The sequence below is a fragment of the Pseudomonas sp. B21-009 genome (assembly GCF_024749345.1).
GTDB lineage: Bacteria > Pseudomonadota > Gammaproteobacteria > Pseudomonadales > Pseudomonadaceae > Aquipseudomonas.
The window spans coordinates 3454470-3476111 of record NZ_CP087199.1; the positions used below are offsets into that span (position 1 = coordinate 3454470).

General features: G+C 65.1%; 18 protein-coding genes. 5 read left to right on the forward strand and 13 right to left on the reverse strand.

All coding sequences use genetic code 11. The features are described 5' to 3' along the window. The first annotated feature begins 64 nt into the window (after positions 1–64). Positions 65–1273, forward strand: a complete 1209-nt coding sequence (locus LOY34_RS15620) for an MFS transporter (protein WP_195884418.1) — start codon at positions 65–67, stop codon at positions 1271–1273. Here LOY34_RS15620 and LOY34_RS15625 read toward each other — a convergent pair. The 7 genes from LOY34_RS15625 to LOY34_RS15655 form a co-directional block, all read right to left on the reverse strand. Next, positions 1237–2202: a spore coat U domain-containing protein gene (locus LOY34_RS15625; RefSeq protein WP_195884419.1), complete on the reverse strand. Its 966-nt coding sequence runs from the start codon at positions 2200–2202 to the stop codon at positions 1237–1239. The two genes, LOY34_RS15620 and LOY34_RS15625, sit on opposite strands and share 37 nt — an antisense overlap. After that, entirely contained in the window at positions 2199–4526 is a 2328-nt protein-coding gene (locus tag LOY34_RS15630) for a fimbria/pilus outer membrane usher protein (RefSeq protein WP_258665113.1), read from the reverse strand. The genes LOY34_RS15625 and LOY34_RS15630 overlap by 4 nt, the downstream gene beginning before the upstream one ends. A 65-nt stretch (positions 4527–4591) precedes the next feature. After that, complete coding sequence (locus LOY34_RS15635) at positions 4592–5383, reverse strand: molecular chaperone (RefSeq protein WP_093381660.1); 792 nt, start codon at positions 5381–5383, stop codon at positions 4592–4594. A gap of 40 nt (positions 5384–5423) precedes the next feature. After that, a complete protein-coding gene (locus tag LOY34_RS15640) occupies positions 5424–5897 on the reverse strand; it encodes a spore coat U domain-containing protein (protein WP_195886009.1) in 474 nt (157 codons plus the stop codon). 33 nt (positions 5898–5930) lie between these two features. Next, the gene (locus LOY34_RS15645; protein WP_123566347.1) at positions 5931–6464 is read right to left on the reverse strand and encodes a spore coat U domain-containing protein; all 534 of its coding nucleotides are present in this window, start codon (positions 6462–6464) and stop codon (positions 5931–5933) included. 17 nt (positions 6465–6481) lie between these two features. Beyond that, positions 6482–7009 carry a spore coat U domain-containing protein gene (locus LOY34_RS15650; protein ID WP_195884420.1) on the reverse strand — a complete coding sequence of 176 codons (528 nt, stop codon included), beginning with the start codon at positions 7007–7009 and terminating at the stop codon, positions 6482–6484. A gap of 32 nt (positions 7010–7041) precedes the next feature. Continuing rightward, positions 7042–7569 carry a spore coat U domain-containing protein gene (locus tag LOY34_RS15655; RefSeq protein ID WP_093381651.1) on the reverse strand — a complete coding sequence of 176 codons (528 nt, stop codon included), beginning with the start codon at positions 7567–7569 and terminating at the stop codon, positions 7042–7044. A gap of 242 nt (positions 7570–7811) precedes the next feature. Between LOY34_RS15655 and zapE the strand changes: the two genes are divergently transcribed. After that, positions 7812–8936 (forward strand): cell division protein ZapE, encoded by a 1125-nt coding sequence (gene zapE / locus LOY34_RS15660; protein WP_408980883.1) that lies wholly within the window; start codon positions 7812–7814, stop codon positions 8934–8936. A 5-nt stretch (positions 8937–8941) separates the two neighbouring features. On the opposite strand, the gene LOY34_RS15665 is transcribed toward zapE, so the two are convergent. After that, entirely contained in the window at positions 8942–10831 is a 1890-nt protein-coding gene (locus LOY34_RS15665) for a propionyl-CoA synthetase (protein WP_195884421.1), read from the reverse strand. Between the two features lie 142 nt (positions 10832–10973). On the opposite strand from LOY34_RS15665, the gene LOY34_RS15670 reads away from it, so the two are divergent. Continuing rightward, entirely contained in the window at positions 10974–12266 is a 1293-nt protein-coding gene (locus LOY34_RS15670; RefSeq protein ID WP_195884422.1) for a leucine-rich repeat-containing protein kinase family protein, read from the forward strand. A gap of 68 nt (positions 12267–12334) precedes the next feature. Here the strand turns inward: LOY34_RS15670 and LOY34_RS15675 are convergent, their stop codons facing one another. From LOY34_RS15675 to LOY34_RS15685, 3 genes are all read right to left on the reverse strand, one after another. Then, positions 12335–13042 (reverse strand): YebC/PmpR family DNA-binding transcriptional regulator, encoded by a 708-nt coding sequence (locus tag LOY34_RS15675; protein WP_045194063.1) that lies wholly within the window; start codon positions 13040–13042, stop codon positions 12335–12337. Positions 13043–13136: 94 nt separating this feature from the next. After that, positions 13137–14528: an FAD-dependent oxidoreductase gene (locus LOY34_RS15680; protein ID WP_195884423.1), complete on the reverse strand. Its 1392-nt coding sequence runs from the start codon at positions 14526–14528 to the stop codon at positions 13137–13139. An 18-nt stretch (positions 14529–14546) separates the two neighbouring features. Then, positions 14547–15863, reverse strand: a complete 1317-nt coding sequence (locus tag LOY34_RS15685; RefSeq protein WP_045194065.1) for an MFS transporter — start codon at positions 15861–15863, stop codon at positions 14547–14549. A 191-nt stretch (positions 15864–16054) separates the two neighbouring features. On the opposite strand from LOY34_RS15685, the gene LOY34_RS15690 reads away from it, so the two are divergent. After that, positions 16055–16924, forward strand: coding sequence for a LysR family transcriptional regulator (locus LOY34_RS15690; protein ID WP_045194066.1), 870 nt, complete (start codon positions 16055–16057; stop codon positions 16922–16924). A gap of 59 nt (positions 16925–16983) precedes the next feature. Here the strand turns inward: LOY34_RS15690 and LOY34_RS15695 are convergent, their stop codons facing one another. Further along, positions 16984–18267 (reverse strand): Zn-dependent hydrolase, encoded by a 1284-nt coding sequence (locus tag LOY34_RS15695; protein WP_195884424.1) that lies wholly within the window; start codon positions 18265–18267, stop codon positions 16984–16986. 44 nt (positions 18268–18311) lie between these two features. Beyond that, a complete protein-coding gene (locus LOY34_RS15700; RefSeq protein WP_195884425.1) occupies positions 18312–19799 on the reverse strand; it encodes an NCS1 family nucleobase:cation symporter-1 in 1488 nt (495 codons plus the stop codon). A gap of 331 nt (positions 19800–20130) precedes the next feature. Between LOY34_RS15700 and hydA the strand changes: the two genes are divergently transcribed. After that, positions 20131–21576: a dihydropyrimidinase gene (gene hydA / locus LOY34_RS15705; protein WP_195884426.1), complete on the forward strand. Its 1446-nt coding sequence runs from the start codon at positions 20131–20133 to the stop codon at positions 21574–21576. The last annotated feature ends 66 nt before the right edge of the window (positions 21577–21642 follow it).

The following is a 21642-nucleotide window of genomic DNA, read 5'->3' on the forward strand; positions in this document are numbered from 1 at the left end:
CAATATAAAACCAGTTTCTCTAGCGTACAACTGGTTTCATTATGCAACCAGAAGGGTAGACCCCATGCAACCCCAACACCGAATGTCATCCGCCGTCATCTTGCTGTTCTCCGTGGCCTGTGCCCTGGCGGTTGGCAATGTCTACTACGCGCAACCCTTGCTCGAAGCCATGGCCCGGGAATTTGCCATCGACCCCGGCCTGGTCGGCCTGGTGGTGACCCTGACCCAGGTCGGCTATGGCCTGGGCCTGTTGTTGCTGGTGCCGTTGGGCGATCGCCTCAACCGCCGGCGACTGATCGTCGGCCAGTCGCTGCTCTCGGCCCTGGCCCTGGTGCTGATCGCCTGGGCGCCGAGCACGCCCTGGCTGCTGCTGGGCATGGGCCTGACCGGCCTGCTGGCGGTGGTCACCCAGGTGCTGGTGGCCTACGCCGCGACGCTGTCGGCGGCCAGCGAACGCGGTCATGTCGTGGGGGTGATCACCAGCGGCATCGTCATCGGCATCCTGCTGGCGCGTACCTTGTCCGGGGCCATGGCTGACCTCGCCGGCTGGCGCTCGATCTACTGGCTGTCGGCGGCCTTGACCCTGGTGATTGCCGCCCTGCTCTGGCGCGTGCTGCCTCGGCAACAACCGGTGCAGGCGGCGGGCAGTTACCGCGAGCTGCTGCATTCACTGGCGTTGCTGCTGCGCGATGAACCGCTGCTGCGCCGGCGCTCAGTGCTGGCCCTGCTCAGCTTCGCCTCGGCGATGGTGCTGTGGACGCCGCTGGTGTTGCCCCTGAGCGCCCCGCCGCTGTCGTTGTCGACCAGCGAAGTGGGCCTGTTCGGCCTGGCGGGCGCAGCAGGTGCGCTGGCGGCGGCGCGGGCCGGGGCGCTGGTGGATCGCGGCCTGGGCCAGTGGGTCAGTGGCGGCTCGCTGTTATTGATGCTGGCGTCCTGGGCGGCCATCGCCCTGACTGAATATTCGTTGTGGGCGCTGCTGCTCGGCGTGGTGGTCTTCGACCTGGGCCTGCAGGCCGTGCACGTCGCCAGCCAGAGCCTGATCTACCGCCTGCCTGAAGCCACCCACAGCCGGCTGACCGCTGCCTACATGCTGTTCTACTCGGTGGGCAGTGCCTTCGGCGCGCTGACCTCGACCCTGGCCTATGCCTGGGGCGGCTGGCTGCTGGTGTGTGCCTATGGCGCGCTGCTCAATGCCGTGGCCCTGGGTTACTGGTGGCTGAGCGAAGGCGCACGGGCTCAGAACTGCACGTCGAGTATTACGTTGTCCAGGTAAGTGCCGGCGGGCGGTGTGGCTTGGTCGGTGTAGACCTTGGCGTTGTAGTTGAAGATCTGGCTGCCGGTGCCGGTGCCCACACCGGGGTTGATATCGGCGTCGCTGCTGGCCCGCCGGGCCGTGGTGACGCTGCCCCAACGCACGCTGCCGGCGCTCTTGAAGATGTCATAGGCCATATAGTTGTTGGCCGCCGACTTCATCCGCCGGCGCCCGGCGGAGACATTCTGGCCATCGTCCAGGCCCACGGTGTAGTTGCTGCCCTTGGTGCAGGAGACATTGACGTTGCTGTTGACCGTGCTGAAGCCGCCGACCACCGGCGCGCTACCGAAGCTGATGTTGGGGCTGGTGATCTGGCAGTCATTGGTGACCGTCAGGCTCACGGTCAGGCTGGTGGTGCCGGTGAGGTTCTGCCGGCCCAGGCAGATGCTGCCGATGCCGATGCCCCAGCAGTAGCTGATGTTCCAGTACACCGTCAGGACTTCCTGATAAAGACCGGCGGCAACGTTGCTGCCGCTCAGGCTCTTGAGGTAGAGCGGCACCGACTTGGGCGTGGTGCCGTTGAGCAGGCCCAAGGCATCGAGGATGCCGTTGCGGGCAAAGTCGTAAGGCAGGCTGCGGGCGATCGGGTAGTTGGTGGTGTTGTTGGCGTACAGGGTGTAGCCGATCACATCGCCCGTGGGGCCGAGCAGGCCGGTACTGCCGGCCGGTGGGGTGAAAGTGGCGTAGAAGTGATCGTCGCTGGCCAGCAGGCTGACCAGCGAGCCGGTGCATTGCAGCCCGCCATTGAGGGTCGAGGCCGACTGCACGGTGGTGCGCACCAGGGTCGAGCTGACACTGCCAAAGCTTGCCGGCGCGGTATCGATCACCGAGCACAACGCGTGCACCTGGGGGCTGGCGAGCAAGGCCAGGAGCATCAGCAGGCGCTTCATTGGCACACCAGCGGGCCGATCAGCGGCACCTGGTCCTGCTCGGGCGCCAGCTTGAACTGCACCCGGCAACTGCCGCCGTTGGCGATCTGCACCTGCAGGCTGTTGTCCGCGGCCAGCCCTTCCAGGTACACCAGCCCGTCCCAGCCGACCACCGCCAGCGCCCCGCTCTGCTCATGGCGCACCTGGCTACCCAGGGGCAGTTCCTTATGGTTGCCATCGACCAGGACGATGCTCGCCGCCACCACCCGTTGCAGCGGGAATTCCAGCAGGTAGCCGCTGCCCCGGCGCACCGCCACCCGCTGCTCGACCTGCGGGCTCTGGACGTTGGCCGGCAGTTCCATGGGGTCGATCTCGTACTTGGCGCGGTAGTAGGCGCTACTCCAGGGCACCAGCAGGTGGCCGTTCTTGTCGGTGCGCCCGACCAACTGGTTTTCGTAGCGTACCGGCACTTGGGCAAAGCCCTCGGTGCTGACCACCACGAAGGCATCGTCGATACGGTTGGCGGCGAACAGCCCGGCGTCCATCCACACCAGCGAACCGCTGGCATCGGCCCAGCGGGTCATGCTGTCGCTGCTACCGTAGGCGCCGGCCTGCAGTTGCACCGACTGCAGGCGCCAGGTGACGTCGGCCTGGCGGTAAGCCTCACGGTCGCCGTCGGCGTAACCGAGGTTGAAGCCCAAGCCTCCTTCGCTGGGCACCGCGCGGCTGTAGTTGACCCGTTGCTGGTTCTGGCCCTCCTTGTTGCGCTCAACGCTAAAGCTCAGGGTGCCGCGCAGGTCGAACGGAATCACCAGTTGCGCCTGCACTGCCCACTGGCTGTCGCCGATTTCGCGGTTGGCCGACAGGTACAGGCTGCTGTTACGCCACAACGGCTTGCTCAAGCTGAGGTTGAGCAAACGGGTGCGCGAGTTGTCACCGGCGCGCACATCGAAGTAACCAGCGCCGAGGCTGCCGTAGCGTTCGAGGTTGACGCTCATGGTCACCTGTTCGCTGCGCTGGCTCAGACGCGTGTAGGGGCTGTCCACCAGCGACAGGTCGGCATAGTCGCCGCGCCGTTGCAGGCGCTGGTAATTGAAGCCCAGGCGCTGGCTGTTGTACTGGTAGCCGACGCTCAGTTGCTGGCCGCTGCGGCTGTCGAAGCTGCTCTGGCTCAGCGCCGCATTGACCACGCCCCAGTTGCCCACCTGCCAGTTGCCGCCCAGCCCGCCGAGGGCCAGGGACTCGGCCGCCTCGGCGTGGCTTTCGAGGGTGAAACTGTCGCTCAGGCCGTAGCGCAGGCTGGCGGCGGCCACCCCCGGGCCATAGGCAAAGTCGCGAAGCGCGTAGTCCCGGCGCAGGCTGCCGGCGGCCAGCGAGAAGTCCGCCAGGCCTTTTTGCAACAAGCTGCTGGTGACATAGAACGGCAAGGTGGTCGACACCTGCCGGCCGAGGGCATCGGTGGTCACCACCACCGCTTCGCCGGCGCCGTTGATGAACGGCACGTTGGTCAGGGTGTAGGGGCCTGGCTGCAAATCGGCGCTGGAGCTTTTGTAGCCGTTGATGAACAGATCCACCGAGGACGGCACCGCCGCTTCCCCGGCGAAGGCCGGCAATGGATAGGTGACCAGGTCCGGGCGCACGGCAAAGTCGCGCGACAGTTGCAGGCCGCCCAGGCGCACCGAACTGGTCCAGGGCAAGGCGCCGCTGAGCACGTCGCCGACTTCCAGGGTCAGCAGGCGCGCCTCGTCGGTGTAGCGCCAGGTGGTGTCGTAGCGGCGAAAGCCTTCCTGGCTGTCGGCGTAGTCGTTGCCGCCCAAGGACTGACGCCACTGGCCGGTGGTCGACAGCGTGCCCCAGCTGTCGAACAGGCGCAGCTCGTTCCACGCCGCGAGATAGCGGCCACCGTCGTCGGTATCGTTGAAATACAGGTCATAGTTGAGCAAGGCGCCGAAGCTGCTGCGCGCTTCACTGGCCGGGTACAACTGGCGGCTGCCGATGCGCTGGGTCGGCAACCAGGCCGGTGGCACCTGCAGCACCAGGCGCTGGCCCTGGCTGTCGTAGTCGCTGTGCAGGCCGGGGATGCTGTCCAGCGCCACTTCGTCGCCATACTCGCCGGGCAGCTCGATGCCGGCCGCCTGCAGGTCGGCGGTGGCCATGTACAGGCGCCCGGCGCGCTGCTGCACCGCCACCAGCTCAGGGCTGCTCATCTGGTTGACCAGCAGTTCCAGGAACAACGGCGCATCGGCGACCGCCTCGAGGCTGGCCGGGGGCGGCGGCAGTTCGCCAGCCAGCAGCGATCCACAGCCCAGCACGGTCAGGCCACAGGCCCGCAGCGCCGAAGAGATGCTCACACACAGTATCCGACCATTACCGGGTCCTCCCTGGCCCCTGTAGTGCTGCTAGCTGTCGTTCATTGCCCCTGGCTCAGGGTTTGCGCAGGCTCCTGGCCATTGACCCGGCCCTTGAGCACTGAAGCGGCGCCCAGCGGCTGCGGCGCCGGCCAGCGCATGCTGGCGCCGGGCAGCACATAGCCGAGCAAACCCTCCACCAGCGGCCGGCTCTGGCTGCCCTGCTGTAGCACCACGTCAGTCAGGCGCGCGTGCACCGGGCCGCTGTTGCGGATTTCCACATAGGGCTTGCCTTGTACAGAGACCTGACGCCAGCTCAGCAACGGCTTGCCCACCGCACTGTCACCGCGCTGGCCACTGGGGTCAGGCTTGCCCCACAAGCCTTCGCCATAGACGAACAGCGGCACCGAATAACGCATCTGGAAGCGGATCGCCGCCTGGGCCTTGTCGGCGCTGGCCGCAGCCGGCAAGGCCGGGGGAATTTCATCGATGATGATCCGGTAGGCCTGCTCCTGGCCCACCGGCGAGCTGCCGGTGCGGGTCAGGCGAATCAGCTGCTTTTGCCCCGGGGCGATATTGGCCACTGGCGGGCTGCCGATAATCTCGCGCTGGGCCTGGTACTGGTCGTCGAACTCGCCCTGGCGCCAGGCGAACACCCGCACCTGCAGGTTGGCCGGCGCATCGCCACGGTTCTCCAGCCACAGCGCGCCGGCTTTCTGATTGGCCTCCAGCACCGGATCGATCGGCCAGATCAGTACCGAGGTGGCGGCCTGCAACGGCGCACTGCACAACAGCGCCAGGGCGCAGCTCAACAGGGTGTAGCTCAAGCGCGAACTGCCGGCGCCTACTTCCATGCACACTCTCCTTATTGTCATATTCATCCGGCGGCGCCGTTCAAAAGGTCAGCACCACCTGCACCACATCGGTGTAACTGCCGGCCGGCAGGTTGCCGGTCAACTGGGCACGGGCGTAAACCGGCAACTTGATCGTGCTCGGATCGCTGTAGCTCACCGCCACGCTCTGGTTGATGCCCAGGCTCTGACTGAAGCCGGCGTCGCGAAACAATTGATAGGCCACCAGCGAGGTGCCGCTGCTGCGCTTGAGGTTGCGCGTGCCGCTGGCGCTGTTCAGCCCGGCATCGACGCTCATGCTCAAGCTCACTCCCGGCGTGCATTGCAGGGTCACCGTGGTGCCGCCCAGGGCGGTGGTGACGCTGCTGGTCGACAGCGCCGAATAGCTGCCGAAATTGAGGTTGCCGTAGTTGCTCACGCCGCCCATCACCAGGCAACCGGCCGCCACCGTGGCGCTGACCTGGAAAGTGCTGGTGGTGACCGCCGCCAACGGCAGCGGCAGGCAGCAGGCAACCATGGCCAGCAGCCCGGACCAGGTGCGGCTCACGGTTCAGAAGCTCAGCTCGACCGCCACCGTGTCGGTGTACACCCCGGCTGGCAGGCCCGCCTTGCCCTTGGCCTGGCCATACAGGTTGACGGTCTGGGCCACGCCGGTACTGGTCGGCAAGGTGATGGTGCCGTCGATGGCCAGCAGCTGGGTGTGCCCTGAATCGGTGTAGAAATCATAGGGCACGTAATTCGCCACGCCGTCGTAGAGCGCACGGCTGCCGCCGGGCGACTGGCTGTCGTGGGCGCCGGCACGCACTTTGATCACCGGCACTGTGCCGCTCGAGCAGAGGATGCTCATGGCGCCACCGCCGCCGCCCAGCACCTGCCCGCCGGCAGTGGTGAACAGCGCTTCCTGGGTACCGAAGTTCAGCGTACCGAAGTTCAGGCCGCTGGCACCGCCGCCCCCGTTGACCTGGCAACTGGCGATCAGCGTCAGGGTGGCGGTGATGTTGCCGGTTACCGTGGCCGCCTGGGCCTGGGTGGCGAGCGCCAGGCCTAGGCCTGCGAAAATCAAGCGTGAGAGGTTCGGGTGCATGAGTCACTCCTTGCGTATTACCAGTCCAGGGTCACCATCAGGGTGTCGCGGTAAATGCCGGCCGGTAGCGCCTTGGGATGGGCGACTACTGCACCGTAGATTGGAATCGGAATCTGCGCGGCGCTGCTGACCGAAAAATTGCGGGTCTGGCCGATGTTGTAACGGGCCCGGCCCGACGGGTCGGCAGACAGCTCATAGGGGATCAGCTCGCGGCCATTGCTCAGGCGCCGGGTGGCGCCATCACCGTTGGCACCGCCGTTGATGCTCACGGTAAAGGCGCGCACCGCCGGGTTGCAGCGCACCTGCAGGCTGCCGTCACCGGTGGCCTCTTCGATGCCGGAACGCAGCGGGTTGGTCCAGCTCGGGCCCTGGCTGCCAAAATCCAGTACACCGCCGCCGGGGGTTTCCAGGGTGCCCGGCCCGCCGCTGATCTGGCAGGCGCTGCTGATCACCAGGCGCGCCTGGATATGCCCGCTCATGGCCGCGAAAGCATCGGGGCTGAGCAACAGCAGCGGGCCAAGCGTCAACAGCATTATCCCTTTCATACTGCCAGTTCCTTTAGCAGGCGCCGCCCCGGTTACCAGGTGACGGTGACTTTGAGCAGGTCCGAATAACGCCCCACCGCCGGCACTTCGGCCAGGCGCTCGATACGCGCATACAACGGCAGCGCCACCGAGCCCGAATCGGGCACCCGCGCATGCTGGGCAACATTGACCGGCAGCGGCAGGCGCCAGGCCGGGTCCTGGTACAAACGGTAGGGTATGGGTTTCGCCGCAGGCTGGTTGCTGGCCAGGTAGCGCACCTCGCCGATGCCGCCGTGCTGGCCACCATCGACCTGCACCTGGTAAGCGGTGTCTGGGTTGCATTCCAGGCGTGGCGGGCGTAGCGCGAGCAACTGGCTGCTGAGCGGGCCGGCCGGGTCGTCCAGCCGCGCCGTGCGGCCGAAATCGAGCACACCCAAGGCCTGGGCGCCGGCATCGCGGGGCTGGTGGATGAGCAGGCAGCCGCGCTCCACTTGCACTTTGACTTCAACCATGAAATCGGCGGCGCCTGCGGTGCTGGCCATGCTCAGCCCGAGCAGCGTCGCCAAAGAGCGTCCCTTCACCTTGTCATCCTTCAACGCAGGAGTGATCTGACCTTGAGGGTAGCAGTGAAGGAAAAACCTGCCAGTTTGCAGGGAAATGTATAAGCCCCGTACAAGATCTATCTGTAGGATCGGGCTTGCCCCGCGATAGAAGCCATCACTTATCCCGCTCAGAGATCGCTGGCCGGCCTTATTCATATTGGTTAAATTAGCCGCCCTCGCTCAAGCTGGCCCTTGAGTGCCGTTGCCCCGAGGAGCCCGGTTTGCCTGCCCTGCCCCCTTCCTGGATACGTTCGCCGTTGCGCGCCTGGCGTCGCTTACGCACGCCGGTGGCCGAAGACAACAGCGTGGCGGCGACCGTTCGTCAGCATTTTGCCGCCAAGGCCCAAGCCCGCGGCTATACCCTGAGCGCCGGCCAGTTACACGTCATCGAACATATGGCGGCCCAGGCAGCGCAAATTGAGAGCGGCCAGGCGCGCAGCCTGTACCTGTACGGCGCGGTCGGGCGCGGCAAAAGCTGGCTGCTCGACGGTTTCTTCCAGGCCCTGCCTCAGGCGCGCAAGCGCCGCCTGCACTTTCATGACTTTTTCGCCCGCCTGCACCAGGGCATGTTTGATCATCGCCAGCAGGACGACGCCCTGGCCTGCACCCTGGATGAATTGCTCGACGACTGCCAGGTGCTGTGTTTCGACGAGTTCCACGTGCATGACATCGGCGATGCCATGCTCATCACCCGGTTGTTCCAGGCCTTGTTCGAGCGGCGGATTTTTCTCCTGGTAACCTCCAACTACGCGCCGCAAGGCTTGCTGCCCAACCCGCTGTATCACCAGCGTTTCGAGCCGGTGATCCGCCTGATCAACAGCCGCATGCAAGTGCTGGAAGTCGGCGGTGAGCAAGACTTTCGCAGCCTGCCCGGCGCGGCTGGCCAGCAGCGCTTTACCCAGGGCCATTACCTGTGGCCGGGCAGCCGCGAACAGCGCCAGGCCCTGCAGTTGCCCGAGCCGGGTGACGCGCCGGTTTTACTGGAGGTAGGCAAGCGCACACTGCGCGCCCGCCTGAGCGAGCAGCGCACCGTGGGGTTTGATTTTGTCGAGCTGTGCGAGCAACCCACCGCGGTGATCGACTACCTGGAGCTGGCGCGGCGTTTTGACCACTGGATCATCGACTGCCTGCCGAACCTTGAAGACTGCTCGATTGCCGCCCAGCAGCGCTTCGTCAACCTGGTGGACGTGCTCTATGACCAGGACAAGCACCTGGTGCTGATCGGCAGCCTGCCGCTGGCCGCAAGCCTGGGCGGCAGCGCCAGCGACCTGGCCCGCACCCGTAGTCGGTTGGGGCAGTTGCGCCAGGTTGCTGAGATCTGTGGGAGCGGGCTTGACCCGCGATGAAAGCCCTACCCAACCCGCGCCAGGCTCGCCAACACCGCTTCAATCTCCACCAACACCGCCGGATCATCCAGGGTCGAAGGCGGTGTATACGGCTGCTGATCGGCAATCTTGCGCAGCACCGCGCGCAGGATCTTGCCCGAGCGGGTCTTGGGCAGGCGCTTGACCACCCGCACCTGGTTGAAACAGGCCAGCGCACCAATCTGCTCGCGCACGCTGGCCACCAGCTCGCTCTGCAACTGCGCCTGGGCAATGTCCTGGCCGTCCTTGAGCACCACCAGCGCCAGCGGCACCTGGCCCTTGATCTCGTCGTGCACGCCGATCACCGCGCATTCGGCCACCGCCGGATGGCGGGCCACCAGGTCTTCCATCTCGCCGGTAGACAGGCGATGGCCGGAGACGTTGATGACGTCGTCGGTGCGGCCCATGATGTAGACGAAACCGTCTTCATCCAGATAGCCGCCGTCGCCGGTGTGGTAATAGCCGGGGTAGGTCTTCAGGTAGGCATCCAGGTAGCGCTGGTGGTCGCCCCACAAGGTCTGGCTGCAACCGGGCGGCAGCGGCAAGGCAATGACGATCGAGCCTTGCTGGTTGGCGCCGAGCAGATGCCCGTCATCATCCAGCACCTGTACGTTGTAGCCCGGCACCGCCCGGTTGCTCGAGCCCGGCCGCGCTGCACTGCCCTCCATGCCCACGCACGGTGCGGTCACCGGCCAGCCGGTTTCGGTCTGCCACCAGTGGTCGTGGACGGTCTTGCCGCTGGTGGCCTCCAGCCATTGATGGGTGCTGGAATCGAGTTTCTCGCCGGCCAGAAACAGCTGGCGCAGGGAGCTCAGGTCATAGCGGCGCAGCAATTCGCCGTCGGGGTCTTCCTTGCGGATCGCGCGCATGGCGGTGGGCGCGCAGAACAGGCCGTTGACCCGGTACTGCTCGACCACCCGCCAGTAGGCGCCGGCATCCGGGGTGCGGATCGGCTTGCCTTCGTAGAACACCGTGGTGCAGCCATTCATCAGCGGCCCGTAGACGATCAGCGAATGGCCAACCACCCAGCCAACGTCGGAAATCCCCCACCACACGTCGCCCGCCTGCATGCCATAGATATGGCGCATGGCAAAACTCAGGGCCACGGCGTTGCCGCCGTTTTCGCGCACGATCCCCTTGGGTTTGCCGGTGGTGCCCGAGGTATACATGATGTACAGCGGGTCGGCGGCGGCCAGTTCCACCGGCGCCACCGCTCTGGCCGTGGCCACCGCTTCGAGCCAGTCGAGGTCGCGGCCTTCGACCAGGGTTGCGGTGGCTTGCGGGCGTTGCAGCACCAGCACCTGGCGCGGCTGGTGTTTGGCCAGCTGCAAGGCGCGGTCGACCAGCGGCTTGTAGTCGACGACCCGGTCGAATTCCAGCCCGCACGAAGCAGTCAGCAGCAGGGTGGGCCGGGCATCGTCGATGCGCAGCGCCAGCTCGTTGGCGGCAAAGCCGCCAAACACCACCGAATGCACCGCGCCGATACGCGCGCAGGCGAGCATGGCCATGGCCGCCTGGGGCACCATGGGCATGTAGATGATCACCCCGTCGCCCTTCTCGACCCCAAGCTCGCGCAGCAAGCCGGCCAGGCGCGCCACTTCATCGCGCAGCTGGTTGTAGCTGAACTGCTGCTGGCTGCCGGTTACCGGCGAGTCATAGATCAGCGCGGTCTGCTCGCCACGGCCCTGTTCGATCTGATGGTCGAGGGCCAGGTAGCAGCTGTTGAGACGGCCGTCGGCGAACCACTGGTGGCTGCCATCGGCATTTTCAACAAGGGTTTGCAGGGGCTTGCGGTACCAGGCCAGGTGATCGGCCTGTTCGGCCCAGAAGGCGGCAGGATCGGCGATGGAGCGGGCGTAGCTGTGCTGGTATGTCATTGAATGTAGAACCCTGAACTTGTTGTTATTAATAAAGGGCGAGCTTCGAGTATGGACCGCAGTTGTCAGTCTGCCATGGGACTTAAGTCGCATCTTGCCGGTATGATGACCGGCGTTTATTTACGAGCCTGCCGCCAACCCCATGCATACCCTTGAAGACCTCAAAGCCGGCCGTCTGACGGGCATTACCCGCCTCGACCTGGCCTGCGGGCTGGAGCACTTCCCCCGGGAAATTTTCGACCTGGCCGACAGCCTGCAGGTACTCAACCTGACCGGTAACAACCTAAGCGACCTGCCCGAGGACCTGGGCCGGCTGCACCAGCTCAAGGTGCTGTTCTGCTCGCAAAACCGCTTTCGCCACCTGCCCGAAGGCATCGGCCAGTGCCCGATGCTGGAAATGGTCGGGTTCAAGAGCAACCAGATCGAGCAGGTCAGCGGCGCGGCGCTGCCACCACGGCTGCGGGCCCTGGTGCTGACCGACAATCGCATCGAATACTTGCCCGAAGCCCTGGGCGATTGCCCGCACCTGCAAAAGCTGATGCTTGCCGGCAACCGCCTGCGCGAACTGCCGGCAAGCCTTGCGCGCTGCACCAGGCTTGAACTGCTGCGCCTGTCGGCCAACCGGCTGCCGGCCCTGCCCGACTGGTTGCTGCAGATGCCGCGCCTGGCCTGGCTGGCCTACGCCGGCAACCCCATGGCGGCGGGCTACTGCACACCGCAAGATCCTGGCCATTGCCAGGTGATTGACTGGCAGCAGATCGACCTTGAACAGGTATTGGGCCAGGGCGCGTCCGGGGTCATTCACCAGGCGCGCTGGCAGCAGCAGAGCGCACCGGTGGCGGTCAAGCTGTACAAGGGCGAGATCACCAGCGACGGCTTGCCGCTCAACGAAATGAGCGCCTGCATTGCCGCTGGCGATCACCCGCAACTGGTGCGCCTGGTCGGGCGCATCGACAACCACCCGCAGCAACTGCCGGCGCTGGTGATGCAGTTGATCGAGCCGAGCTGGTTCAACCTGGCCGGGCCGCCGAGCCTGGATTCATGCACCCGCGACTGTTATCCGCGCGAGCGGCGTTTGCGCCTTGCCAGCGTGCGGCGCCTGGCCGCTGCCATTGCAGCGGTAGGCGCGCATTTGCACGGGCACGGCATCACCCATGGCGACCTGTATGCGCACAACGTGCTGTGTGACGAGCATGGCGACTGCTTGCTGGGGGACTTTGGCGCGGCGTCGTTCCATCCGCTGGATGGCAGCGTGGCGACTGAAGCGCTACAGCGGATCGAGGTGCTGGCGTTTGGGGTGTTGCTGGGGGAATTGCTGGCGTGTTGCGAGGGCGATTGCGAGGTGTTGCGGGGGGTGCAGCGCGAGTGTGTACGGGATGAGGTGATGCTGCGGCCGGGGTTTGCCGAGGTTTGTCAGCGGCTTCGCGGCGTCTGAATCGCGGGTCAAGTCGAGGCGTCGCACCGCCGCTCCCACAATGTACCTGTGGGAGCGGAAGGTTCACATCAACCCGCCAGACCTACATAGACGTTCTGCACGTCATCGTTATCGTCGATGGCTTCCAGGAAGGCTTCAACCTCCGCCATCTGCTCATCGCTCAGGGTGCTGACCGGGTTTTTCGGGGTGTAGCCGATTTTTGCCGAGACCACGGTGAAGCCTTGACCCGGCAGGGCTTTCTGCACGGCGTCGAGGTCGGTGGTGTCGGTGATGAACAGGGTCGCGCCCTCTTCTTCGCCTTCGGCAAAATCCTGGGCGCCGGCTTCGATGGCGGCCATTTCCGGGTCAGCGTCAGGGCTGGCCGGCGTGGCTTCGATCAGGCCGACATGGTTGAAATCCCAGGCCACCGAACCGGAAGCGCCCAGCTGGCCCTTGCGGAACAGTACGCGGATTTGCGCCACGGTGCGGTTGACGTTGTCGGTCAGGCACTCGACGATCAGCGGCACCTGGTGCGGGGCAAAACCTTCGTAGGTGACGGCGGTGTACTGCACCGCGTCGCCGTCCAGGCCGGCACCCTTGCGGATGGCACGTTCAAGGGTCTCGCGGGTCATCGAAGCCTTTTTGGCTTGCTCGATGGCCAGGCGCAGGCGCGGGTTCATGTCCGGGTCGGCGCCGGACTTGGCAGCGATCTGGATCTCTTTGGACAGCTTGCCCATGATCTTGCCTTTGGCGTTGGCTGCGACTTCTCTATGCTTGGCTTTCCACTGTGCGCCCATCTCGACTCTCTTGTTTCAGGTGCCGGTTCAGGTAGCGACCGGCCAAAGTGGCAAGCAGTTTATACGCTCCGCAAGCCATCGACAAAAAAACCCTTCAGCCCTTGTCGGCCTTGCCCGCAGCAGCGGCAAAACGCGCCAGGCGCACGTCAAGGTGGCGCGGCCGGCGGCCGTTGTCTTCGGCCTGCTCCTTGCGACGGATGGCATTGCGCACCATCAGCGAGCCCAGGTAGCGGATCGGCTCCGGCGGGAAGTAGCCCAGCGGGCCGTTGACCAGCGGCGAGCGGGTCCATGGGTTGTCCAGGCCCAGGGCCAGCGACGAAAGGATCTGCCCGCCCATGTGGCAGGGGCCGACGCCGCTGCCCGAGTAGCCAAAGCCGTAAAACACGTTGCCCTGGCCATTGAGCCGGCCAAAAAACGGCAAGCCGGTCACCGAACGGTCCGACGGCCCGTTCCAGGTCGCGGCAACCGGCACCTGGGCCAGGGCCGGGAAGAACTCGCCAAGGCTGCGGCGCAGCAACGGCTCATAGGGCGAAGGCTGGTCGAACACCGGCAGCATCCGCCCGCCATAAGCGAAGGTATTGCCGCCCTTGCCGAGCATCAGCCGGCCATCGCTGGTGTTGTGGTAGTAATGCACGAAGATCCGCGAATCGAGCACGCTGATGCCGCTGGTCAGGCCGATCTGTTCGAGCAACTGCGGTTGCGGCTCGGTGATGATCATGTCGCTGGAGACGATCGCCACGCTGCGCTCGAACTGCGGGAAGGCCCGCGCCATCCAGGCGTTGAGGGCCAGCACCACGCGACCGGCGCGGATGTTGCCACGGGCGGTTTCGACCAGCGCCTGCGGCCCTTGCTGCAAACCGCTCATGGCCGTGCCCTCATAAATGCGCACGCCCTTTTGCAAAGCGATCCGGCGCAGGCCGCGCACCAGTTTGCCCGGCTGTACCGTGGCAGCGGCCGGCGAGAACCAGCCTTCCAGGTGCTTGGCCGAGCCCGCTAGACGCTGCACCTGCGCAACCGCCAGGCGCTGGAACGAGTTGATGCCCTGGCGCTCAAGCGCTGCAATCACGCCATCGGTGGCGCCGACCTGGGCGCGATTGGTGGCCGTGTACAAGGTGCCGTCCAGGCGGTAGTCGGCGTTGATGCCATGGGCCTGGCAGAACTCGCCGATGGCGTAGATGCTCTGCTCCGAAGCCTTGACCAGGCGCACCGCCTCCTGCGCCCCGAACAGCCGTTCGAGGGTGAAGTACTTGGCCGACCACGACAGCGCGCAGCCGCCGTTGCGCCCGCTGGCGCCGGCGCCACAGATGTCGGCCTCGATCAGCACCACATCCAGCGCCGGGTTGTGCTCCTTGAGCATGAGCGCCGTCCACAGGCCGGTGTAGCCGCCACCGACGATGCACACCTGGCAGTCGGTATCAGCCGCCAGCGGCGGGCACGCGGGTGCAACTTCCTGGTCCAGCGCCTGTTGCAGCCAGAACGGTCTCATGTCGGTTTCCTTATAGGTTCAAGTACGCAGCGGTTTGATCGCCATGGCCGTGTTGGGGGCAACGGCCGGGGTGTGCTCGGGGCTGGCCGGGCGGCTGTTCCAGTGCGGCAGCAGCACCAGGGCGGAGAACAGCGCGCAGCCGGCAAAGACAATGAACACCGTGACGCTGTCGAAGTAACCCGGCAGCAGGCCGCCGAGAATCGCCCCGACCGAACCGCAGCCGTTGACGAAGCCTGCGGCGGTGGCGCCGGCCTTGGCGGTGCCGAAGTCGATGGCGGCAGCGCCGCTGATCATCGAGTCTGGCCCGTACAGGGTCAGGCCCATGACAAACAGCAAAGCCACCACCAGCAATACGCTGCCGGTATGCAGGGCGGCCATGAACAGCCCGAGCACCACGGTCAGCACCACCAGGCTGATCACGCAGGCCGGCATGCGCCGGGCGCCGAAGAGTTTGTCCGAGGCCAGGCCAATCATGATCGGGCCGAGCAAGCCGGCCAGCTCGAAGGCAGTGGGGATGATTGCCGCGCCAACCTTGCCCACCGACGGCATCTGTTCGAAGACGATCACCGGGCCCCAGAGCAGAATCGCGTAGCGCGCCGGTTTTAACAGAAAGTACGCCAGCCCCAGGGTCAGCACCGTGCGGTTGCGCAGGATCTCGCGCAACGGCGCCCAGATGCTGCAAATCGTCGAGCCCGGCAGCATGCTTTCGGGCTCGGGCTCCACCGCCGGCAAACCGACGTCTTCAGGCTTGTTGCGCTGGAAGATGAAGAACAGCACCGCTACCAGCGCCACCACCGCCGCGCTGGAGATGAACGCCGCATGCCAGCTGCCGATCAGGGTGTAGGCCCACCAACCAGCAAACGGCGAGGCCACCAGGCCACCAAAGGCATAGCATGAACTCCACAGCCCCAATACCCGACCGCGCTGGGAGGACGGGAAGAAGCTGCCGATGTTCTTGCACAGCCCGGCCCAGCCGGTCGATTGCGCCAGGCCCTGGACCAGCATGCAGGTAGCAAAGATCGGGAAGGTCGCGTAACTGCCCATCACCACGGCAGCGGCGGCAGAAATCACCAGGCCGCCGAGCACCACCACCCGCGGGCCGAAGCGGTCGGCGAGCATGCCCCAGGTAAATTGCCCGAATGCGTAGGCGGTCAGGTAGATGGCGTCGAGGTTGGCCATGGCCATTTTGTCGAGGGTGAAGCTTGGGTCTTCGGCGATGCCGAGCTTGGCCACCGAAAAGGCTTTGCGGGTGAAGTAGAACGCGGCGTAGGCCAGCCAGGTGATGGCAAAAATCTGCACGCGCCAACGTTTGATATCTGCAACGTGTTTGTTCATGGTGGGATCTGACCTCGAGAGCTGAGTGTGCCGGCAGAATTTGAAAAAAACGCCTGTCTTGTTGTTGTGTTGCGCACTGCGTGACGGCCGGTCGAACCCGTCACCTGCTCAGATAGAAACAATTACTGACTGATAAATAAAATCGATTTATCGTATTTCACAAATAAGCTCAGCTTGTAACAGGTGCTGCGATGTCGGTGTCCCACGCTCAGTTGAAGGCTTTTCACGCAGTTGCCCTGCACGGCAGCTTCACCCGCGCCGCCGAACGGTTGTTCCTGACCCAGCCGGCGATCTCCGACCAGGTGCGTAAACTCGAAGAACGTTTCGGGGTTTTGCTGTTTCACCGCAACAAGCGTTCGGTGCAACTGACCGATCTGGGCGAGCGTTTACTGGCGATCACCCAGCGCTTGTTCGTCTGCGAGGCCGAAGCCCATGAGCTGCTGCAGGATTCGCGCGCCTTGCAGACCGGCACCCTGGTGCTGGCGGTGGATGCGCCGGTGCACGTGCTGCCGCAGATTGCGCGCTTCTGCCAGCAGTACCCGGGGATCAGCGTCAAGGTCGAGACCGGCAATACCGACGAGTCGCTGCTGCGGCTGTTCAACTACCAGGCCGACCTGGCCCTGCTCGGCCGCGACGTTGATGATGACCGGCTGCTGTGCGTGCCGCTGCGCAGCGACCCGATGGTGGCCTTCGTCTCGCACAACCACCCCTGGGCCAGCCGTGGTTCGATCAGCCTGGCCGACCTTGACGACACGCCAATCGTGCTGCGTGAACCGGGTTCGGTCACCCGCCAGACCCTGGAAGAAGAAATGGCCCGCGCCGGCCTGCGCATCCGCGCGGCGATCCAGGTCGAAGGCCGCGAAGCGGCGCGCGAGGCGGTGGTGGTGGGGATTGGCGTGGGCGTGGTGTCGGCCGCCGAGTTCGGCGCCGATGCGCGGGTGTGTGCGTTGCCGATTGTCGATTGCCAGCGGCGTTTGACCGAGACCCTGGTGTGCTTGCGCGAGCAGAGCTCACGGCGGCTGGTGGCGACGTTTTTGCAGATGGTGCAGGACAGCCTTTAGTCCCATCGCGGGTCAAGCCCGCTCCTACAGTAGGAGCGGGCTTGACCCGCGATCAGGGCCTAAGCCGCCTCCCTGCCCCGCGCCAGCGCCTGGGCCGCGGCCAGCATCGAGCGCAACAGCACCGCGCAGCCATCGGCCAGGTCTTGCGGCGCGGCATTCTCGATCTCGTTGTGGCTGATCCCGCCTTCACAAGGCACAAAGATCATCCCCGCCGGGCCCAGTTCGGCGACGAAGATCGCATCATGCCCGGCGCCACTGACGATATCCATGTGCGACAACCCCAGGCCCTGGGCTGCGCTGCGCACCGCCTGCACGCAACCCTCGTCGAAGTACAGCGGTGGAAAGTCTGCGGTCGGCGTCAGGCTGTAGGTCAGCCCATGCTGCTGGCAGGTGCTCCTGATCACATCCTTGACCTGGGCGATCATCGAGTCGAGCCGCGCCGGCTCCAGATGCCGGAAATCCAGGGTCATGCGCACCTCGCCAGGAATGACGTTGCGCGAGCCGGGATAAGCCTGCAGGCAACCGACCGTGCCGCAGGCATGGGGCTGGTGCTCCAGAGCCACGCGGTTGACCGCCGCCACCACCGCGCTGGCGCCGACCAGGGCGTCCTTGCGCAGGTGCATCGGCGTTGGCCCGGCGTGGGCCTCGACGCCGCGCAGGGTCAGGTCGAACCACTTCTGCCCGAGCGCGCCAAGCACCACGCCGATGGTCTTGTGCTGGTCTTCAAGGATCGGCCCCTGCTCGATATGCGCTTCGAAATAGGCGCCCACCGGATGACCACTGACCGCCCGCGGCCCGGCATAACCAATGGCGTTAAGCGCCTCGCCGACGCTGATGCCTTCGGCGTCGGTCTTGGCCAGGGTCTGGGCCAGGGTGAATTTTTCGGCAAACACCCCCGAACCCATCATGCACGGAGCAAAGCGCGAGCCCTCTTCGTTGGTCCACACCACCACTTCCAGCGGCGCTTCGGTTTCGACCTTGAGGTCGTTGAGGGTGCGCAGCACTTCCAGCCCGGCCAGCACGCCAAAGCAGCCATCGAACTTGCCACCGGTGGGCTGGGTATCGATATGGCTGCCGGTCATCACCGGCGGCAATTGCGGGTTGCGCCCCGGGCGGCGGGCGAAGATGTTGCCGACGCCATCAATGCTGACGGTGCAGCCGGCCTCTTCGGTCCATTTGACGAACAGGTCGCGGGCCTGGCGATCGAGGTCGGTCAAAGCCAGCCGGCAAACGCCACCCTTGACCGTGGCGCCAAGCCGGGCCAGCTCCATCAGCGACTGCCACAGGCGTTCGCCGTTGATATGCCGTTGGGTCGATTGCAGAACATCCTGAGCGGTTTGCATGTGCGTCTCCTGCATCACGTGCCTGGCCTCTGCGGGCCATGGGCTTACACGGTGGGTTTGAGGTTGGCCGTGCGGGCGGCCCTGAAGCTACCGAGGGCGTAGTAGATCAGCCCGCCCAGGGCAGAACCGGTGAACCAGCCAAAGTCGTAGAACCAGCTGAAGGCGCTGCTGTGCAGCGACAGCAGGGTCAGCGCCACCGGCACGCCGAAGGCAATGAAGCCAGCGGCGTTCCAGGCCGGGTAGACGTCGTCGCGGTACAGGCCGGCGAGGTCCAGGGTCTGTTTGCGGGTGATGAAATAGTCGACCACCATGATCCCGGCTATCGGCCCGAGCAGGCTCGAATAGCCCAGCAGCCAGTTGGAATAGACGCTCTCCAGGCTGACGTCGCTGACGATCCAGCCGAGCTTTTTCAGCAGCTCATGGCCCATCAGCAGCAAGCCCACCAGGCCGGTGAGCAGCACCGCCGTGGTGCGCCCGATCCATTTGGGCGCCAGGTTCTGGAAGTCATTGGTCGGCGAGACGATATTGGCTGCGGTGTTGGTCGACAGCGTGGCGATGATGATCAGGGCCATGGCCAGCGCCACCCACATCGGGCTCTGGATGTGGCCGATGAGGCTGACCGGATCGGACACGGTTTCGCCCACCAGCGAGGCAGAGGCTGCGGTCAGCACCACGCCGAGGGCAGCGAACAGGAACATGGTCAGTGGCAGGCCGAAGATCTGCCCGAGGATCTGGTCCTTCTGGCTTTTGGCGTAGCGGCTGAAGTCAGGGATGTTCAGCGACAGGGTGGCCCAGAACCCGACCATGGCGGTGAGCCCGGCAAAGAAGTAGCCATAGACACTGGCACCCTCGGGGCGCTTGGGCGGCTGGGCCATCAACTCGCTGATCGAGACGTTGGGCAAGGCCCACACCAGCAGCCCCGCTCCCACCAGCACCAGCAGCGGCGCCGACAGGGTTTCCAGCCATTTGATCGACTCGGCGCCGCGCAGCACCACCCACAGGTTCAGGCACCAGAACAGCATGAAGCCGATCACCTCGCCGGTGCCGCCGAGGGCTTTCCAGTCCGCCGACAGCGAGCCGAGAAACAGGTGAATGGCCAGGCCGCCGAACATCGTCTGGATGCCGAACCAGCCGCAAGCCACCAGGGCGCGGATCAGGCACGGTACGTTGGAGCCGATGATGCCGAAGGACGAACGCAGCAGCACCGGAAAGGGAATGCCGTACTTGGTACCGGGAAAAGCGTTCAAGGTCAGCGGGATCAATACCACGGTGTTGGCCAGCAAAATCGCCAGCAGCGCCTCGCCCACGGTCAGGCCGAAATAGGCGGTGAGCACGCCGCCCAGGGTGTAGGTCGGCACGCAGATCGACATGCCGACCCACAGCGCGGTGATGTGCCATTTGTTCCAGGTGCGCTCGTGCACCTTGGTCGGGGCGATGTCGTGGTTATACCGGGGGCTGTCGAGGACGTCGCTGCCGGCGTCGAGTTCGAACAAGCCGTCGCGTTCGCTCACCTGCGATCTGGTCTGCTGCATGGCCGCTCCACTGTTGTTGTGTTTTTGGGAGTTGGTTGCATTGCACGGGCATGTGGGCAATCACGGTTGCCCATGAGAAATCTTGACCATTTCTACAACCTGTCAAGAACGACAGGACCACTGGTCGTTTTCCCTCAGCACCACTCAAATCATATAAATCTTATAAATCAGTAAGTTAACCTTGTTATATGCATATAAATTAAATATTTGCCCTATCTGAAATCGCCGACTAGATTCATTTCCTGACAGCGATGACAGGTTTTCGCCTACGCTGAAAAAAGTACAAAACCTAGAACCGGTAACAACCGGTCAAGCCTGCGAGGAGCATCTGATGACGCTTATGATTCGTGGCGCCACCCTGATTACCCATGAAGAAAGCTACCGCGCCGATGTCTTGTGTGCCGACGGCGTGATCAAGGCCATCGGCCCTGACCTTGAAGTGCCGGCCGGCTGTGAAGTGCTCGACGGCAGCGGCCAGTACCTGATGCCCGGCGGCATCGACCCGCACACCCACATGCAACTGCCCTTCATGGGTACCGTGGCCAGCGAAGACTTCTACAGCGGCACTGCCGCGGGCCTGGCCGGCGGCACCACCTCGATCATCGACTTCGTGATTCCCAATCCGCAGCAGTCCTTGCTCGAAGCCTTCCACCAGTGGCGTGGCTGGGCCGAGAAGTCGGCCAGCGACTACGGCTTTCACGTCGCCGTGACCTGGTGGAGCGAGCAGGTGCGCGAGGAGATGGGCGAACTGGTGCGCCTGCATGGGGTCAACAGCTTCAAGCACTTCATGGCCTACAAGAACGCGATCATGGCCGCCGACGACACCCTGGTCGCCAGCTTCGAGCGCTGCCTGGAGCTCGGCGCGGTGCCGACCGTGCATGCCGAGAACGGCGAACTGGTCTATCACCTGCAGCGCAAACTGATGGCCCAGGGCATTACCGGCCCGGAAGCGCACCCGCTATCAAGGCCCTCGCAGGTCGAAGGCGAAGCCGCCAGCCGCGCCATTCGCATCGCCGAAACCCTCGGCACGCCGCTGTACCTGGTGCATGTTTCGACCCGCGAAGCCCTGGATGAAATCACCTACGCGCGCAACAAAGGCCTGCAGGTCTACGGCGAAGTGCTGGCCGGGCACCTGCTGCTGGATGACAGCGTCTACCGCCACCCCGACTGGCAAACCGCCGCCGGTTACGTCATGAGCCCGCCGTTCCGCCCGCGCCAGGACGGCCACCAGGAGGCGCTGTGGCACGGCCTGCAATCGGGCAACCTGCACACCACCGCCACCGACCATTGCTGCTTTTGCGCCGAACAGAAAGCCGCCGGGCGCGACGACTTCAGCCGCATCCCCAACGGTACTGCCGGCATCGAGGACCGCATGGCAGTGCTATGGGACGAAGGGGTCAACAGCGGCAAGTTGTCGATGCAGGACTTCGTCGCCCTGACTTCGACCAACACCGCGAAGATCTTCAACCTGTTCCCGCGCAAAGGCGCCCTGCGCGTCGGTGCCGACGCCGACCTGGTGCTCTGGGACCCGCAAGGCACACGGACCATCTCGGCGGCCACGCACCATCAGCAGGTGGACTTCAACATCTTCGAAGGCAAGACCGTGCGCGGCATCCCCAGCCACACCATCAGCCAGGGCAAGCTGGTCTGGGCCCACGGCGACCTGCGCGCCGAGCGCGGCGCCGGGCGCTACATCGAACGGCCGGCGTACCCGGCGGTGTTCGACCTGCTCAGCAAGCGGGCCGAGCATTCCCGGCCGGTCGCCGTTAAGCGCTGAAGAGCATCGCGGGCAAGCCAGCTCCCACATGTGGGAGCGGCGGTGCGACGCCTCGACTTGACCCGC

What these genes read in the sequence shown, in the direction of transcription:
- LOY34_RS15620 (WP_195884418.1), top strand. Translation starts at nt 65, where the DNA reads ATGCAACCCCAACACCGAATGTCATCCGCCGTCATCTTGCTGTTCTCC.
- LOY34_RS15625 (WP_195884419.1), bottom strand. Translation starts at nt 2,202, where the DNA reads ATGAAGCGCCTGCTGATGCTCCTGGCCTTGCTCGCCAGCCCCCAGGTG.
- LOY34_RS15635 (WP_093381660.1), bottom strand. Translation starts at nt 5,383, where the DNA reads ATGGAAGTAGGCGCCGGCAGTTCGCGCTTGAGCTACACCCTGTTGAGC.
- LOY34_RS15640 (WP_195886009.1), bottom strand. Translation starts at nt 5,897, where the DNA reads ATGGTTGCCTGCTGCCTGCCGCTGCCGTTGGCGGCGGTCACCACCAGC.
- LOY34_RS15645 (WP_123566347.1), bottom strand. Translation starts at nt 6,464, where the DNA reads ATGCACCCGAACCTCTCACGCTTGATTTTCGCAGGCCTAGGCCTGGCG.
- LOY34_RS15650 (WP_195884420.1), bottom strand. Translation starts at nt 7,009, where the DNA reads ATGAAAGGGATAATGCTGTTGACGCTTGGCCCGCTGCTGTTGCTCAGC.
- LOY34_RS15665 (WP_195884421.1), bottom strand. Translation starts at nt 10,831, where the DNA reads ATGACATACCAGCACAGCTACGCCCGCTCCATCGCCGATCCTGCCGCC.
- LOY34_RS15670 (WP_195884422.1), top strand. Translation starts at nt 10,974, where the DNA reads ATGCATACCCTTGAAGACCTCAAAGCCGGCCGTCTGACGGGCATTACC.
- LOY34_RS15675 (WP_045194063.1), bottom strand. Translation starts at nt 13,042, where the DNA reads ATGGGCGCACAGTGGAAAGCCAAGCATAGAGAAGTCGCAGCCAACGCC.
- LOY34_RS15680 (WP_195884423.1), bottom strand. Translation starts at nt 14,528, where the DNA reads ATGAGACCGTTCTGGCTGCAACAGGCGCTGGACCAGGAAGTTGCACCC.
- LOY34_RS15685 (WP_045194065.1), bottom strand. Translation starts at nt 15,863, where the DNA reads ATGAACAAACACGTTGCAGATATCAAACGTTGGCGCGTGCAGATTTTT.
- LOY34_RS15690 (WP_045194066.1), top strand. Translation starts at nt 16,055, where the DNA reads ATGTCGGTGTCCCACGCTCAGTTGAAGGCTTTTCACGCAGTTGCCCTG.
- LOY34_RS15695 (WP_195884424.1), bottom strand. Translation starts at nt 18,267, where the DNA reads ATGCAAACCGCTCAGGATGTTCTGCAATCGACCCAACGGCATATCAAC.
- LOY34_RS15700 (WP_195884425.1), bottom strand. Translation starts at nt 19,799, where the DNA reads ATGCAGCAGACCAGATCGCAGGTGAGCGAACGCGACGGCTTGTTCGAA.
- hydA (WP_195884426.1), top strand. Translation starts at nt 20,131, where the DNA reads ATGACGCTTATGATTCGTGGCGCCACCCTGATTACCCATGAAGAAAGC.